14 protein-coding genes, 1 other RNA gene and 1 other annotated feature are annotated in these 16,268 nt (G+C 49.0%); all 15 genes read left to right on the forward strand.

Features of this window, described 5'->3' with window-relative positions; translation table 11 throughout:
* The first annotated feature begins 67 nt into the window (after positions 1–67).
* The 15 genes from leuC to SOW26_RS07435 all read left to right on the forward strand — a co-directional run bounded on the left by leuC (position 68) and on the right by SOW26_RS07435 (position 16,180).
* Positions 68–1,339, forward strand: coding sequence for a 3-isopropylmalate dehydratase large subunit (leuC, locus tag SOW26_RS07370; protein WP_154476021.1), 1,272 nt, complete (start codon positions 68–70; stop codon positions 1,337–1,339).
* Position 1,340: 1 nt separating this feature from the next.
* Entirely contained in the window at positions 1,341–1,862 is a 522-nt protein-coding gene (locus SOW26_RS07375; RefSeq protein ID WP_276959837.1) for a 3-isopropylmalate dehydratase small subunit, read from the forward strand.
* Positions 1,849–3,342, forward strand: a complete 1,494-nt coding sequence (gene thrC / locus SOW26_RS07380) for a threonine synthase (RefSeq protein WP_320652167.1) — start codon at positions 1,849–1,851, stop codon at positions 3,340–3,342. The genes SOW26_RS07375 and thrC overlap by 14 nt, the downstream gene beginning before the upstream one ends.
* Positions 3,343–3,377: 35 nt before the next feature.
* On the forward strand, positions 3,378–3,713 hold the full coding sequence (locus tag SOW26_RS07385; protein WP_154476017.1) for a hypothetical protein: 336 nt from the start codon (positions 3,378–3,380) through the stop codon (positions 3,711–3,713).
* A 269-nt stretch (positions 3,714–3,982) separates the two neighbouring features.
* The gene (locus SOW26_RS07390; RefSeq protein ID WP_276959835.1) at positions 3,983–5,674 is read left to right on the forward strand and encodes a phosphoenolpyruvate carboxykinase (ATP); all 1,692 of its coding nucleotides are present in this window, start codon (positions 3,983–3,985) and stop codon (positions 5,672–5,674) included.
* 67 nt (positions 5,675–5,741) lie between these two features.
* Positions 5,742–5,922, forward strand: a non-coding RNA gene (gene ssrS, locus SOW26_RS07395) — 6S RNA.
* 65 nt (positions 5,923–5,987) lie between these two features.
* Positions 5,988–6,839 carry a YihY/virulence factor BrkB family protein gene (locus SOW26_RS07400; protein ID WP_154476013.1) on the forward strand — a complete coding sequence of 284 codons (852 nt, stop codon included), beginning with the start codon at positions 5,988–5,990 and terminating at the stop codon, positions 6,837–6,839.
* A 146-nt stretch (positions 6,840–6,985) separates the two neighbouring features.
* Positions 6,986–7,209, forward strand: a binding site (T-box leader).
* A gap of 122 nt (positions 7,210–7,331) precedes the next feature.
* Positions 7,332–8,351 carry a phenylalanine--tRNA ligase subunit alpha gene (pheS, locus tag SOW26_RS07405; protein WP_154476011.1) on the forward strand — a complete coding sequence of 340 codons (1,020 nt, stop codon included), beginning with the start codon at positions 7,332–7,334 and terminating at the stop codon, positions 8,349–8,351.
* A 109-nt stretch (positions 8,352–8,460) separates the two neighbouring features.
* Positions 8,461–10,878 (forward strand): phenylalanine--tRNA ligase subunit beta, encoded by a 2,418-nt coding sequence (gene pheT / locus SOW26_RS07410; protein ID WP_276959834.1) that lies wholly within the window; start codon positions 8,461–8,463, stop codon positions 10,876–10,878.
* Between the two features lie 195 nt (positions 10,879–11,073).
* Positions 11,074–12,096, forward strand: a complete 1,023-nt coding sequence (gene queA / locus SOW26_RS07415; protein WP_154476007.1) for a tRNA preQ1(34) S-adenosylmethionine ribosyltransferase-isomerase QueA — start codon at positions 11,074–11,076, stop codon at positions 12,094–12,096.
* 178 nt (positions 12,097–12,274) lie between these two features.
* Positions 12,275–13,336: an L-threonine 3-dehydrogenase gene (gene tdh, locus SOW26_RS07420; RefSeq protein WP_154476005.1), complete on the forward strand. Its 1,062-nt coding sequence runs from the start codon at positions 12,275–12,277 to the stop codon at positions 13,334–13,336.
* Between the two features lie 28 nt (positions 13,337–13,364).
* On the forward strand, positions 13,365–14,570 hold the full coding sequence (locus SOW26_RS07425) for a glycine C-acetyltransferase (RefSeq protein ID WP_276959833.1): 1,206 nt from the start codon (positions 13,365–13,367) through the stop codon (positions 14,568–14,570).
* A gap of 316 nt (positions 14,571–14,886) precedes the next feature.
* Positions 14,887–15,402 carry a hypothetical protein gene (locus SOW26_RS07430; RefSeq protein ID WP_154476001.1) on the forward strand — a complete coding sequence of 172 codons (516 nt, stop codon included), beginning with the start codon at positions 14,887–14,889 and terminating at the stop codon, positions 15,400–15,402.
* A gap of 8 nt (positions 15,403–15,410) precedes the next feature.
* A complete protein-coding gene (locus SOW26_RS09730; protein WP_418896397.1) occupies positions 15,411–15,809 on the forward strand; it encodes an amidase domain-containing protein in 399 nt (132 codons plus the stop codon).
* An 8-nt stretch (positions 15,810–15,817) separates the two neighbouring features.
* Positions 15,818–16,180, forward strand: a complete 363-nt coding sequence (locus tag SOW26_RS07435; RefSeq protein WP_154475999.1) for a hypothetical protein — start codon at positions 15,818–15,820, stop codon at positions 16,178–16,180.
* The last annotated feature ends 88 nt before the right edge of the window (positions 16,181–16,268 follow it).

Raw genomic sequence — 16,268 nt, forward strand, 5'->3', positions numbered from 1 at the left:
TCCTTGCGTGAATTTGTGGATCTATGTTAGAATACTAGCCAAAGCTTTAGGACAGGAGGAAGTTGGAATGGGAATGACGATGACACAGAAAATCCTGGCAGCTCATGCGAGATTGGATCAGGTAGAAGCAGGTCAGTTGATAGAGGCAGAACTGGATGTGGTCATGGCCAATGATATCACGGGGCCAATGGCACTTCCGATTTTTAAGGAAATGGCACAGAAGGTATTTGACAAAGATAAGGTGGTAATGGTTCCGGATCATTTCACACCCAATAAAGATATTAAATCTGCAGAGAATTCCAAGGCTATCAGGGAGTTTGCAAGGCAGCAGGAACTGAAGTGGTTTTTTGAGCAGGGGAAATCAGGGGTAGAGCATGCGGTACTTCCGGAAGCAGGAGTGGTCACGGCGGGAGAGTGCATTATAGGAGCAGACTCACATACCTGTACCTATGGAGCGCTGGGGGCGTTTTCTACAGGCGTGGGAACGACAGATATCGCTACCGGTATGGCAACCGGAAGGCTTTGGTTCAAGGTGCCGTCGGCCATCCGGTGCGTTCTGACAGGGACGCTTCCCCCCTATGTCAGCGGGAAGGATGTGATCCTGCATCTCATTGGGAAAATAGGAGTGGACGGAGCGCTTTACAAGTCCATTGAGTTTGTGGGAGAGGGAGTCTCCCAGCTTTCCATGGCAGACCGGTTTACCATTGCTAACATGGCCATTGAGGCGGGGGCAAAAAACGGGATCTTTCCGGTAGACCGGGAGACGGAAGCGTATATGGCGGAGCATTCCAAGAAAGCGTACACCGTTTATGAGGCGGATGAGGACGCCGTTTATGACGAAGTGGTAGAAGTCTGTCTGGATCAGGTGCGTCCGACGGTGGCATTTCCACATCTGCCGGAAAATGCCAGAACGATTGACGAGGTAGAGGCGATGGATCCCATCTACATCCAGCAGGTGGTGATCGGCTCCTGTACCAATGGCAGGATCGAAGATATGAGGAAAGCAGCGGCGATCTTGAAGGGACGGACGGTACATCAGGATGTGAGAGTCATGGTCATTCCGGCTACCCAGAAGATCTACAAGCAGTGCATTCAGGAGGGACTGATGGATATTTTTGTAGATGCAGGCTGTGCAGTCAATACCCCCAGCTGCGGCCCCTGTATGGGCGGTCACATGGGGGTCATGGCGGCGGGAGAGCGCTGTGTTTCCACCACTAATCGGAACTTTGTGGGACGGATGGGACATGTGGAGTCCCTGATCTATCTGGCGTCGCCGGAAGTGGCGGCAGCCAGCGCAGTGTTTGGTTACATTGCAAATCCAGAGAAAGTAGGTGTATAACATGAAAGCGGCAGGACGTATTTTCAAATATGGAGACAACGTAGATACGGATGTGATCATTCCGGCAAGATATCTGAATTCCTTCGATGCGCAGGAGCTGGCAAGTCATGCCATGGCAGATATCGATCCGGAATTTGCGGGAAGCGTAAGGCCGGGAGATATGATCGTGGCCAACAAGAACTTTGGCTGCGGCTCTTCCAGGGAACACGCGCCTCTTTGCCTGAAAACAGCCGGAGTCAGCTGCATCATTGCGGAGACCTTTGCGCGGATTTTTTATAGAAACGCCATCAATATCGGACTCCCCATCATTGAGTGTCCGGAGGCGGCAAGAGGGATTGAAGCAGGAGATGAGGTAGAGGTAGACTTTGACAGTGGAAAGATCTATAATCGAACCAAGGGAACCAGCTTTCAGGGACAGCCGTTTCCTGCGTTTATGCAGAAGCTGATCCAGGCTGGCGGATTGGTGAACTACACCAACGGCAGGAAGCAGGAGATAAAGGAAGGACAGGATGGAAGAAAATAAGAAACAATTGTATTATAAAAGTACGAGAGGGGACAGAGAGAAGGTAACGGCGTCTCAGGCGATCCTGAGAGGACTGGCTCCGGACGGCGGCCTGTATGTTCCGGAAGAGATCCCGCCCCTCCCATACACCATGGAACAATTTGGAAAAATGGATTATCAGGAGACTGCCTATGCGGTCCTGAGAGCTTTTCTGACAGATTTTACGGAGGAAGAGCTAAGAGGCTGTGTGGAAAAAGCCTATGATGACAAATTTGATACTTCGCAGATCGCTCCTCTGGTCAAGATAGGAAAGGAGTATTACCTGGAACTGTTCCACGGAGCAACGATCGCATTCAAAGATATGGCTCTGTCGATCCTTCCGCATTTGATGACAGTGTCGGCGGAAAAACAGCAGGTGGAAGAAGAGATCCTGATCCTGGCGGCAACCTCAGGAGATACCGGAAAAGCTGCCATGGCTGGCTTTGCAGACGTGGAAGGGACGCGGATCATCGTGTTTTACCCCAAAAACGGAGTCAGCAAAGTGCAGGAGCTGCAGATGGTCACGCAGAAGGGTGCAAATGTGGATGTAGTGGCGCTTCACGGGAATTTTGACCATGCACAAAGCGGAGTCAAGGCACTGTTTGAGGATCGGAGAATGGCGGAAGAACTAAAGAAAAAGGGGTACCGTTTTTCTTCGGCCAACTCCATCAATATCGGAAGACTGCTTCCTCAGGTAGTATACTATGTGTACGCCTGTGCGAAGCTGTTGGAAAATCAGGAGATACAACCCGGGGAGACGTTGGATGTGGTAGTTCCCACAGGGAACTTCGGGAATATCCTGGCAGCCTACTATGCGAAGTGGATGGGAGCGCCGATTGGCAGACTGATCTGTGCTTCTAATGAAAATAAGGTGCTGTATGATTTCTTTGAAACCGGCTGCTATGATAAAAACAGGGAGTTTATCCTGACGACCTCGCCTTCTATGGACATCCTGATCTCCAGCAATCTGGAAAGGCTGCTGTATCATGCTTCTTTGGAAGATGCAGAGGCGGTGAGGGCGTGTATGGAGGAGCTGAAAGAAAAGGGTTCCTATAGGATCTCGGATACGATGCGCAAAAACCTGCGGGAGTTTCAGGGCGGGTATGCCACAGAAGAGGAAACCGCCGCGGAGATCCGCAGAGTGTATGAGGCGACAGGCTATGTTATGGATACCCATACGGCTGTTGCTTCCGCTGTATGTGGACGGTATCGGGAAGAGGAACAAAGCCCCTGCCTGATCGCATCGACTGCCAGCCCGTATAAATTTGTAAAAAGTGTCCTGGCGGCATTGGGAAAAGAGGAGAAGGGGGATGAACTGTCTCTGCTGCACCAGCTGGAGAAGGTTTCAAGGACGGCCATGCCGAAGGCGGTCAAGGAGATTCTGGAGGCAACGGTGCTGCATACGATGGAATGTGACCGGGATGAAATGAAAGAAACGGTAAGAAAGATCCTGGAAGCGTAGGGATCGGCTAAAATGAGAGGATGGAAAGCAGAAAGATGAAAGAATTGTACGGAATATTGGCGGTAGCCTGCAGCGCTTACTGGATGGTCAGCTTTTACAATATGAAATTTAAGGGAAGGATCAGCCACAGTATCCTGCTGCCCAAAGGCACAAATCCTGACAATTGCAGAAACAAAGAGCAGTACATCAAGGAAATGCTGCTGCCCATGGGAGGGATGGGAGTGCTTTTACTGGTGTATGGGGCAGTGGAACTGTTTCACGCATTTACAGGGCAGGGAGGCAGGCTTTTAGGAGTCATGCTGGTCCTTTGCATGGTGGGCCTTGGAGCGTTTACCATCTGCCTGGGAAAAACGAACCGAAAATATTTTTAGACGGATCCGGGGAGATGACGAAGCAAAGAAGTTTTACGGCGGGAAATGACAGGGTCGGACGAGCGTATAGAAAAGAATAAACATAAAAATGCAGGATTGGAATGAAAATCCTGCATTTTTTATGTTTTAGAGGAAAAACGAAACGCAGAAACTGAATAATAGAAGAGAAAAACCTTCAAAAATATTGTTAAATTTTTGATAAATCGTTGACTTTTCCGGAGAAAAGTGGCATAATGAAAAAAATTTTGAACTTTGAAGGAGGAAGGTCTATGGCTACAAAAGCGTATTATCCAATCAGCGAGATCGGTGCGGGGAAGACTGGGTTTTCCAAAACCCGTTCTATCATCGAGGCTGCGTTTTATGGAAACAATGTGGTGAAAGTGGAGACACTGAAGGAGGCATATGAGCTGGCGAAAAATTCGCCGGGTACGATCGTTACGGATATGCCGGTATATAGAGGAGAAGAGTTCGGTCTGGATCGGGACGCCAAGGTATTGTTGTTTAACGACGGCGCTATTACCGGCCGTTATGCTGCGGCAAGAAGGATCGCAGGAGAACCGGGAGTGGACTGCGAGGCGTTGGACAAAGTGGCAATGGATGCGATCTATACCTCCCGCTGGAAGACGATGTACCATGCAACGGTATACGCAGGCCTGGATCCCGAATTTATGGTAAGAGTTCATCTTCTGATCCCGGAGGGAGAAGAAAACATCATGTATTCCTGGATGCTGAACTTCCAGTATATGTCCGATGAGTACGTGAAGATGTACAAAGAATCCAAGCTGATCGGAGATGGAAAAGAGCCGGATATTTATATTTTCTCAGACCCGCAGTGGACGCCGGAGGAGAATCCGGGAGTGAGCTTTGACTGTTTGAGCGACCCCAAGACCCTGTGCTACTTTAACACGGATCAAAACTGTGCATGTATCCTGGGAATGCGTTACTTTGGAGAGCACAAGAAGGGAACCCTTACCATGGTATGGGCCATCGCCAACAGAAACGGATATGCTTCCTGTCACGGCGGACAGAAAGAGTATCTGCTGGCAGACGGATCCAAGTTTGTAGCTTCTGTTTACGGACTGTCCGGATCCGGAAAATCCACTCTGACCCATGCAAAGCACGGTGGAAAATATGAGATCAAGGTGCTGCATGACGATGCATTTATCATCAATACAGATACCTGTGCTTCCATCGCCATTGAGCCGACCTACTTTGACAAAACCTCCGACTATCCTACGGGATGCCCGGATAATCAATACCTTCTGACTGCGCAGAACTGTTCGGCAACGCTGGACGAGGACGGAAAGGTGCAGCTGGTTACAGAAGATATCCGTAACGGAAACGGACGTGCCATCAAGTCCAAGCTGTGGTCTCCGAACCGTGTGGACAAGATCGAAGCTCCGGTCAATGCGATCTTCTGGATCATGAAGGATCCTACGATCCCGCCGGTAGTGAAATTAAAAGGAGCAGCGCTGGCGTCTGTCATGGGAGCAACACTGGCAACCAAGCGTTCTTCCGCAGAGCGTCTGGCGCCGGGAGTAGATCCCAATAAGCTGGTGGTGGTGCCTTATGCGAATCCTTTCCGGACATATCCGCTGGTCAATGACTATGAGAAATTTAAAAAACTGGTAGAGGAAAAGCAGGTAGACTGCTACATTATCAATACAGGAGACTTCATGGGCAAAAAGGTAAAACCGGCAGACACGCTGGGAATCCTGGAGGCGATCGTGGAAAAGAAGGCAGAGTTCAAACAGTGGGGCCCCTTCTCCGACATTGAGATCATGGACTGGGAAGGATTTGTTCCGGATCTGAAAGATGCATCCTACAAGGAGCAGTTGAAAGCGCGGATGCAGGATCGTGTCAATGAAGTAGAGCGTTTTGCAGAAGCAAAAGGCGGCTATGACAAGCTCCCGCAGGAAGCAGTGGAGGCACTGAAAAAACTGGTGGAAGAACTGGCTTAATTTGACCTGCCGGTGGCCGACCTGTAAAAGGCTTGTCAAATTTGTAAAAATATTATATACTGAGAGTACGAACCTGGGGTGCGCGATACTCCTGTTATTTTGAACCTACATTACTTTAAACGGGACTCTTATATCTCTGTAATATGTCAGGCCTCCGATTTTGCAGTGGAAGACAGAAAATCAGATGCGGACACCCACCTGGCGCCAGCTAGGAGTCAAAATACAGGAACCGGCATTTCGGGATACAAACAAGAAAAAGACAGTCGTTTGGCTGTCTTTTCCTATGAGGAGAAGACGGGAGAGGAGAACAGACATGAAGGTATGGAACAGGCTGCTGGAAAAGTTGGATGGGATCGCCCGGGAAATTGCAGACAATCATGTGGGAGCTTATGCCGCGCAGTCTGCCTATTTTTTTATGCTGTGTCTGATCCCTATTTTACTGCTGATGATCACGATGGTGCAGTATACGCCGGTAACTAAAGCGGACGTGATGACGGCGGCCATGCAGGTGTTTCCCAGCTCCGTCCACACGATGATCACTTCTATCATCAATCAGGTATACAACCGTTCCAGAGCCATCATCCCTTTGACGGTGCTGGTAGCGTTGTGGTCGGCGGGCAAGGGAGTCATGGCCATGGCAACAGGGCTGAACGGGGTCTATCGGTGCCGGGAAACCAGGAATTATGTGGTGATCCGGATCCGCTCTACCATCTATACGATTTTTTTCCTGCTGGTCATTATCTCCCTTCTGGTACTGGGAGTATTTGGAAATCTTTTGCAGATGGTGGTACAGGAGCATGTACCGGTCATGGAACGGATGGCAACGAAGTGGATCCAACTGAGAGAAGTGATTACATTTCCGGTGCTGATCCTGTTTATTCTTATGATCTACAAATTTTTACCCAATAAAAAGCACAGGATCCGGGAACAGATCGTAGGAGCCTTTGCGGCAGCCACAGGCTGGATGGCAGTGTCCTGGGTGTTTTCCATGTATCTGGACATTTTTAAAGGGTTTTCAGATATGTACGGAAGCCTGGCAACGATCGTTCTGATCATGCTCTGGATGTATTTCTGTATGTATTGCGTGTTGCTGGGCGGAAATCTGAACCGGGTGCTGCAGGAGAGAAAGGGAAAAGAGAAGGACGCTTCCGCCCAGGGGGAATAAAACGCTCATGTAGCAGAGGAAACCTGTCCGGAGAGGGAATGACTTCTTCGAAAAAAAGGGAAAATGAGTACCCGAAAGAGAGTCCCGAAGGAGAGGAAAATCCGGCTTGACAGAAAAAGACTTTGTGGTACAATGAGTAGGAATCATAAAAGGCAAAGACGGTGTTAGTAGAGAATCATTTTCCGACAGAGAGAAGGAACCATTGGCTGGAAGTTCCTTTCGGTTCAGATGATGATCCAAGTTCCCACCTGAGCCGCATCTCCGAACCGATACAGTAAGAGATGACGCAGACTGCACGTTACGCAGATTGGAGTGTCCGCAGATAGTTGCGGGAATCAGGGTGGTATCGCGGGTGAGCCTCGTCCCTTTTCAGGGATGGGGATTTTTTGTTTTATAGAAAAGTACATCCTGTGAAATAAAGACTGATAGCAAGGAAAATGGGAGAAAACGGGGAGAACCCTAATTCATGGAAAGTGGAAGGAAGGAAACATTATGAAAGAAATGCTGGAACAGATCAGAGAGGATGCAATGAGGATGATCGAGGCGGCGGATGTGCCGGGTACCTTAAATGACGCCAAGGTAAGATTTTTGGGAAAAAAGGGAAAATTGACGACGGTGCTGAAAGGCATGAAGGACGTGCCGCCGGAGGAGAGACCGCAGGTGGGTCAGATGATCAACGAAGTGCGGGAGGAGATCGAGGCATTTCTGGAAGAAACAAAGAAAAAAATGGATAAGGTTATGCTGGAGGAGAAGCTGAGACAGGAAGTGATCGACGTTACCCTGCCGTCCAAAAAGCAGCAGATCGGCCACCGTCATCCCAACATGATCGCCTTGGAAGAGGTGGAGCGGATCTTTGTGGGAATGGGCTATGAAGTGGTAGAAGGCCCGGAAATAGAGTATGACCTGTACAATTTTGAAAAGCTGAATATTGAGGCAGATCATCCGGCAAAGGATGAGCAGGACACCTTTTATATCACAAAGGATATCGTTTTGCGAACCCAGACTTCTCCGGTACAGGCTCGCGTGATGGAAAAAGAGAAGCCGCCGATTCGTATTATCGCACCGGGAAGAGTGTTCCGCTCCGATGAGGTGGACGCTACCCATTCTCCTTCCTTCCATCAGATCGAAGGACTGGTGATCGACAAACAGATCTCCTTTTCCGATCTCAAGGGAACGCTGGAAGTCTTTGCAAAAGAGCTGTTTGGGGAGGACACAAAGACCAAATTCCGCCCCCACCATTTCCCGTTTACAGAGCCAAGCGCAGAGGTGGACGTGACCTGCTTCAAATGTAAGGGGAAGGGGTGCCGCTTCTGTAAAGGGACAGGCTGGATTGAAATTTTAGGGTGTGGAATGGTACACCCCAGAGTGCTGGAAATGTGCGGAATTGATCCGGAGGAATATACAGGATTTGCTTTTGGTGTGGGGCTGGAGCGGATCGCACTGTTGAAATATGAGATTGATGATATGCGTCTGCTCTATGAAAATGACGTAAGATTTTTGAAGCAGTTTTAAACAGGACAGCCGGCCGGGCAGGGAAACAGGGTTGCCGTCAGACAAAAGGCGGCTCCCGGCCGACCGGGCCAAAAAGTAAAGAAACAGACCAGAAAAGAGGAGGATCAAAATGAATACATCATTATCATGGATAAAAGCATATGTGCCGGACCTTGCTGTAACGGCACAGGAATATACGGATGCAATGACACTTTCAGGGACAAAGGTAGAAGGATACCGGCAGATGGATGCGCATCTGGAGAAGATCGTAGTAGGAGAGATTCTGTCTATTGAAAAACATCCCGACGCCGACAAGCTGATAGTATGTCAGGTCAATGTGGGAGAGCAGACCGTCCAGATCGTAACAGGGGCGGACAACGTGAGAGAAGGCCATAAGGTTCCGGTAGTTCTGGACGGAGGTTCAGTGGCGGCAGGACATCAAAAAGGGGCGGAATCAAATGGAATCCGGATCAAAAAAGGAAAACTGAGAGGCGTAGAAAGCTTCGGGATGATGTGCTCCATCGAGGAGCTGGGAGCAACCAGGGAAATGTATCCGGAAGCTCCGGAAAACGGGATCTATATTTTCCCGGAGGATGCCAAAGCGGGAGAGGACGCAGTGGAGCTGCTGGGCCTTCGGGACGTGGTGTTTGAGTATGAAGTGACTTCCAACCGTGTGGATTGCTTCAGTGTGACCGGGATCGCAAGAGAGGCGGCGGCTACTTTTGGATGCAGCTTTTGTCCGCCGCAGGTGACGCCCACCGGAAATGAAGAAGATGCAAACGAGTATATTACGGTGGAGGTCAGGGAAGAGGAGCTGTGTCCCAGATATTGCGCCAGAGTGGTAAAGAATGTAAAAATAGGGCCTTCTCCGGTTTGGATGCAAAGAAGGCTGGCGTCAGTGGGGATCCGCCCCATCAACAATCTGGTGGATGTTACCAATTACGTGATGGAAGAGTACGGACAGCCGATGCATTCCTATGATCTGGATACCATTGCAGGAAGAAGGATCGTGGTAAGAAGGGCAGAGGAAGGAGAAACGTTTGTGACCCTGGACGGGCAGGAAAGAAAGTTGGATCCTTCCGTTCTGATGATCTGTGACGGAGAAAAATCCATTGGGATCGCAGGGATCATGGGAGGGGAAAATTCCATGATCACGGAGAACGTACAGACTGTTCTGCTGGAGGCAGCCAATTTTAATGGAACCAATATCCGGAAATCCGGAAAAAAAGTAGGACTTCGGACAGATGCGTCCGGAAAATTTGAAAAGGGATTGGATCCCAATAACGCCATGGCAGCCATGGATCGTGCCTGCCAGCTTCTGGAAGAGATGGGAGCAGGAGAAGTGGTGGGAGGCGCCGTGGATGTTTATCCCCGGAAAAGAGAAGAAGTCCGGGTTCCTTTCCGGCCTGACAGCATTAACCGGCTGCTGGGAACTTCCCTGACCAGGGAAGAAATGCTGGCTTATCTGGAAAGAGTGGAACTGCGCCTGGATTCGGAAACGGAAGAGATCGTAGCGCCTACCTTCCGCCAGGATATCCTGCGCAGCGCCGATGTGGCAGAGGAGGTAGCAAGGTTCTTTGGGTATGACAATATTCCCATCACCCTCCCAAGAGGAGAGGCGACGACAGGCAAGCTTCCGTTTAAGCTGCGGATCGAGCAGATTGCACGGGATATGGCAGAGTACTGCGGCTTCCATCAGGGAATGTGCTATTCTTTTGAAAGTCCCAAGGTATTTGACCGGTTAAGGCTGGAAAAGGATGATGCGGGGAGAAGAGCAGTGGAGATCTTAAATCCGCTGGGAGAGGATTACAGCATTATGAGAACCCTTCCGCTAAATGGGATGCTGACCTCTCTGGCAACCAATTATAACCGCAGAAACAAGGATGTTCGCCTGTATGAACTGGGAAATATCTATCTGCCGAAAGAACTTCCCCTGACAGAACTGCCGGAGGAACGGATGCAGTTTACCCTGGGTATGTACGGGGAGGGAGATTTTTACACGATGAAAGGTGTGGTGGAAGAATTTTTGGAGAAGGTGGGATTGGATCAAAAGCTTTCCTTCCAGCCGGAGGCCGGAAAACCCTTCCTTCATCCGGGACGGCAGGCAAAGCTGCTATACCGGGAAAGAGAACTGGGATATCTGGGAGAGGTACATCCGGAGGTGGCAGAAACCTATGGCATCGGGACGAGAGCGTATGTGGCGGTCCTGGATATGCCAGAGGTGGTAAAAGAGGCAACCTTTGAGCGAAAATATACCGGTATTGCAAGATTTCCGGCGATGACCAGGGATATCAGTATCCTGGTACCCAAGAAGATACTGGCAGGAGAGATCGAAGAGATCATAGAAAAGCAGGGAGGAAGGTACCTGGAGAGCTACCACCTGTTTGACCTGTATGAGGGATCTCAGATCAAGCCGGGCTGCAAGTCTCTGGCCTACTCCATTACCTTCCGGGCAAAGGATAAGACACTGGAAGAGGCGGAAGTATCGGCAGCAATGGAGAAGATCCTGAGACGGCTGGAAGAAATTGGCGTGGAACTGCGAAAATAGCTGCTGCAAAGCGGCAGAAGAGACGGCCAAAAGCGACGTCAAAGCCGCCTGAGAAGGCTTGCAGCGCTTGCGACAAAGCGGCGCAGAGAATCGCTGTCAAGCTGCAGGAAACCGGTGAGAGAAGAGATGGCGTCGATGTAAAAAGAAGAAAGAAAAATAAGCAGGAGAAACAATACAGATCAAAGAGGAGGCTCTATGAAGCGTCAGGACTTTTATTATGAATTACCGGAACGGCTTATTGCACAGGATCCCCTGAAGAACCGCTCGGATTCCAGGCTTTTGGTGCTGGACAAAAAGACGGGGGAGACTTCTCACAAAAAATTTCCGGATCTTTTATCCTATCTGGAGGCAGGCGACTGTCTGGTGATCAACGATACGAAGGTGATTCCGGCAAGGCTGCTGGGACAGAAAAAAGGGACAGGAGGGCACGTAGAGGTTCTGCTGTTAAAAAGAAAATCCAAAGACGTCTGGGAGGTTCTGGTAAAACCGGGGAAAAAGGCCAGACCGGGAGCAGTGATCGAGTTTGGCGGAAATCTGTTGACGGGAGAGATCATCGACGTGGCAGAAGAGGGCAACCGGCTGATCCGATTTTCCTTTGAGGGGATTTTTGAGGAAGTGCTGGATCAGCTGGGAGAAATGCCCCTGCCGCCCTATATCACGCACAAGCTGGAGGACAAAAACCGCTATCAGACGGTATATGCCAGACATACCGGTTCGGCAGCCGCACCTACGGCGGGTCTGCATTTTACTCCTGAGCTTTTGGAAAAAATCAGGGAAAAGAACGTAACCATTGCCAGGGTAACGCTTCATGTGGGACTGGGAACCTTCCGGCCGGTAAAAGTAGACAATATTCTGGAACATCACATGCATGCGGAAACATATGAGATCAGCCGGGAGGCTGCACAGGCCATCAACGAAGCCAAGGAAAGAGGCGGCAGGGTGATCTGTGTGGGAACCACCAGCTGCAGGACCATAGAATCGGCGGCAGAAGGAGGAAAGGTCCGACCGGGAAAGGGAGAGACAGATATTTTCATTTATCCCGGATACACCTTTCAGGTATTGGATGGGCTGGTGACAAATTTTCATCTGCCGGAATCCACTTTGATCATGCTGATCTCGGCGCTGGCAGGAAAAGACCAGGTACTTCGGGCGTATCAGGAGGCTGTCAGGGAGGAATATCGGTTCTTTTCCTTTGGAGACGCCATGCTGATCGTTTAGGAAAAAAGTACAAGAGAAATGAAAAAGACGGCAGATTGACAAAAATCTGCTGTTTTTTTGTCAATTTCCTGTGAAATTTTCTTCTCAAAAAGCGGGAGTATGGTATAATGGACGAAGAAAATGTAAAAGCAGGGGACGATAAAGGAAAACCTCTGCAGGAAGTCAGGGAGGAGACAAAATGAGTGTGGAAACAAAAGACTTAATGTGGGCGCTGGTGAAAGAAAAATCAGAAAAGGGCCTTTGGATGAAACAGGTTCCGGTGCCGGAAGTCAAGGAAAACGACGTCAAGATCAAGATCAGAAAAACGGCTATCTGTGGGACGGACGTACATATTTATGAGTGGAATGAGTGGGCGCAGAATACCATCCCCATCGGAATGACAGTCGGTCATGAGTATGTGGGAGAAGTGGTGGAAGTAGGAAGCGCAGTCAGAGGATTTAAACCGGGAGATCTGGTATCGGGAGAAGGACATATCACCTGTGGCAAATGTCGGAACTGCCTGGAGGGGCACAAGGAAAACTGCCGCAGCGCAAAGGGAGTGGGAGTCAACCGGAACGGGGCTTTTGCGGAATATCTGGTGATTCCGTCCTGTAACGTCTGGCCGTGCAACCCCAACGTTCCGGAGGAAATGTATGCGATTTTCGATCCCTTCGGCAATGCCACCCATACGGCGCTGTCCTATGATATGCTGGGAGAAGACGTACTTGTGGCCGGAGCGGGTCCCATTGGCTGTATGGCGGCTGCTATTGCAAAGTTTTCCGGAGCAAGGCATGTCGTGGTAACAGATCTGAATCCTTACCGTCTGGATCTGGCTAAGAAGCTGGGCGCTACCAGAACGGTAAATCTGAAAGAAGAAAAGCTGCAGGACGTTATGAAAGAGATCGGTATGCAGGAAGGGTTTGATGTGGGATTGGAAATGTCCGGATCCCAGGCAGGATTAAACGACATGATCCACAACATGAAGCATGGCGGAAACATTGCACTTCTGGGATTGCAGCGGACAGATGCAGTGGTGGATCTGGAGACGGTGATCTTTAACGGACTGAATATCCGCGGAATCTATGGAAGAAAGGTGTGGGATACCTGGTACAAGATGTCTACGATGATCCAGGCAGGACTGGATATACACGAGATCATTACCCACAGATTTGACGTGCGGGACTATGAAAAAGGATTTGCAGCAATGATCTCCGGACAGTCCGGGAAGGTAGTGCTGGACTGGACACATCTGCATGACTAAGGAGAAAGAAAAGAGAGGAAGACAAATCATGGCAAATAAGGCAGAAATATTAAATCTTTATGCAAAGACGGTAGAAGAGATCAAAGAAGCAGGACTGTTTAAGGGAGAGGCGCCTTTTGTATCTCCGCAGGGCTCCCGCGTACGGATGGAGGACGGAAGGGAACTGCTTTGTATGTGCGCCAACAATTATCTGGGACTGGGGAACAATGCCAGACTGATCGAGGCGGCGAAGCGTACCTATGACGAGAAGGGGTACGGCGTAGCTTCCGTGCGCTTTATCTGTGGGACACAGGATATCCACAAGACACTGGAAAGACGGATGTCAGAGTTTTTGGGAACAGAAGATACCATCTTGTATTCTTCCTGTTTTGACGCAAACGGAGGTCTGTTTGAAACCCTTCTGACGGCGGAGGATGCGGTGATCAGCGACGAGCTGAACCATGCTTCCATCATTGACGGGGTCCGTCTGTGCAAGGCAAAGCGTTTTCGCTATAAGAACAACGACATGGCAGATCTGGAAGAGAAGCTGAAGGAAGCAGATGCGGCAGGGGCAAGGATCAAGCTGATCGCTACCGACGGAGTCTTCTCCATGGACGGGATCATCTGTAACCTGAAAGGAGTCTGCGACCTGGCGGATAAGTATGACGCGCTGGTGATGGTAGACGACAGCCACGCGGTAGGATTTGTAGGAAAGACGGGTAGAGGAACGCCGGAATACTGCGGCGTGCAGGACAGAGTGGATATTATTACCGGAACCCTTGGGAAAGCGCTGGGAGGAGCGTCAGGCGGATATACGTCAGGCAGGAAGGAGATCATTGATCTTCTCCGCCAGAGAAGCCGTCCATATCTATTCTCCAATTCTTTGGCTCCGGCCATTGCGGGAGCCAGCATTGAGCTTCTGGATATGCTGGAAGAAAGCACCTCTCTCAGGGATCATCTGGAAGAGGTTACAAAATATTACAGAGAGGAACTGGAAAAGAACGGGTTCGATATTATCAAGGGAACGCACCCCTGTGTGCCTGTCATGATTTATGATGAAAAGACGGCGGCAGAATTTGCTAAACGAATGATGGAAAAGGGAGTGTATGTAGTGGCATTCTCATATCCGGTCGTTCCGAAGGGGAAGGCAAGGATCCGTACCCAGGTGTGCGCAAGCCACACGAAGGAGGACATCGACTTTATCCTGAAGTGCTTTATGGAGGTTTGGGAAGAGATGAAGGCAGCTTCCCTGTAATGGCAGACGTTGCATCTGCCCTCTCATGCAGGACAGAGGGAGAGATCGGCGCTGCAGTCGGGAACGCAGAAATAAGAGGATAGAAACGGACTTAAAATCAGGGATTCCCAGTGAATAGACCAGAATTGGCAATTCGCAGGAGTCCCTTTTTTGCTCTGCCAAAGAAAAGTCAAAAGATTGACAAAAAATAATTATATATTTTAATCAATGAAGAACACAGCAAAGTTGAAGCTTGAAATGGAAGAGAAGTTAGCCGGAAAATGTATCCCTACTACTTATTACTGAGTAGAGAAAGGAAAAAAGGAGGAAGAAGCAAGTGGGAAAGAGATGTATGCATGCAGGGCTGATTTTGATGCTTGTGGTGTTTTTGGCAGGCAATAGCTCTGCATCGGAAGAAGAGATTTACGAAAGTAGAATATTGCCACAAGGTTTTGATGAGACGGTTACGTTTGGAGAAGTTGAGGCAGAGATATTACAGTTGATTCAGGAGAGACATTTAAATATTCCGCTACATTCCAAAGCGTATGTAGATTTTATGTATGCTATTTTGTATAACGAAGTGCCGGCCATTTCCGATGAAGTTTCTGAATATTTCGCGGCATATGCAGCGGTGTATGTGACAGAATACCAGCGGAGAGAAGTAGAAAGCCCGGGAGAGACAGGAGATACAGAAAGTATAGGAATGGATCTGGATGGTACCATACAGGAAGAAAGACTGAGAAACCAGGAGAAGTTTCGAAAATTAGAAGAAGGAGCAAATCAGAACAGCATATTACGGGCAGAGGGGTATAATGTGTCTGCAGCGCAGGATTATGCAAAAGATTTGCGTTAACGAGAAATCTGGCTTATTTTGCTTATGAGTACGATTGTACAAATTTTGCATCACAGATTGTTCATTGGGCAGGAATGACTCCGATTAGAACTCAATGGCAATGGAATGGAACGGAGCAGGCACGTAGATGTTGGAATGTAGCACATGATTTTATAGAGTATTGGACACTGGAAAGAGGATATAATGGGGGAGCTTACCTAACGAAAGCGGATGCGAAAAGACACGCATTGCCGGGAGATCTTATAGGCTACATGGATAAAAAGGACTATAAGATTTGGCATGTGACTTTTGCACAGAGTAAATCAAACGGAAAAATTTATGTTTCACAGCATACGGGGGATCGATACAACGAAGACTGGGATGGTATTGATATTAATAATAGTACCTGCATTATTGTTCGATTTTAAGAGGAGATATGGAGAAAAAATTAAAAAGAATGCTACTGCTTTTTTCTGTTTTGGCGATATTGGTATGGTTGGGAGTGAAGCTGTCAAAGCCAATCGCCTTTACCGAAAAAAGCGGGTTTGTGGACATCCAAAAAGTAAAGATATTTGATGGACACTATGATCTAAGCAACACCAAGCATCGGCATGGTGGAGAGGCGAAATACCTTTACCTTTTATACTTGGGAAACCAGGAAGTAAAAATCAGTCGTAATGGACAAAAGATCCTCTTGGAAAAGAAGCTGGGCCATCTTTACAAATGGAGAGCGAAAGAGAGGGATTATGAGCTGGAGATCGGGGAAGACAAATATTATATCCTCTATGTCTGCAATTAGAAAAATAAAAGGAAATTCCGGCTTGCCACTGCCGGAAAAAGTCCCTCGGATATCCTTTTGGGAGGCGGTCCGGGGGACTTTTATGTAT

The organism is Suipraeoptans intestinalis, assembly GCF_034091795.1.
Lineage (GTDB): Bacteria > Bacillota > Clostridia > Lachnospirales > Lachnospiraceae > Suipraeoptans > Suipraeoptans intestinalis.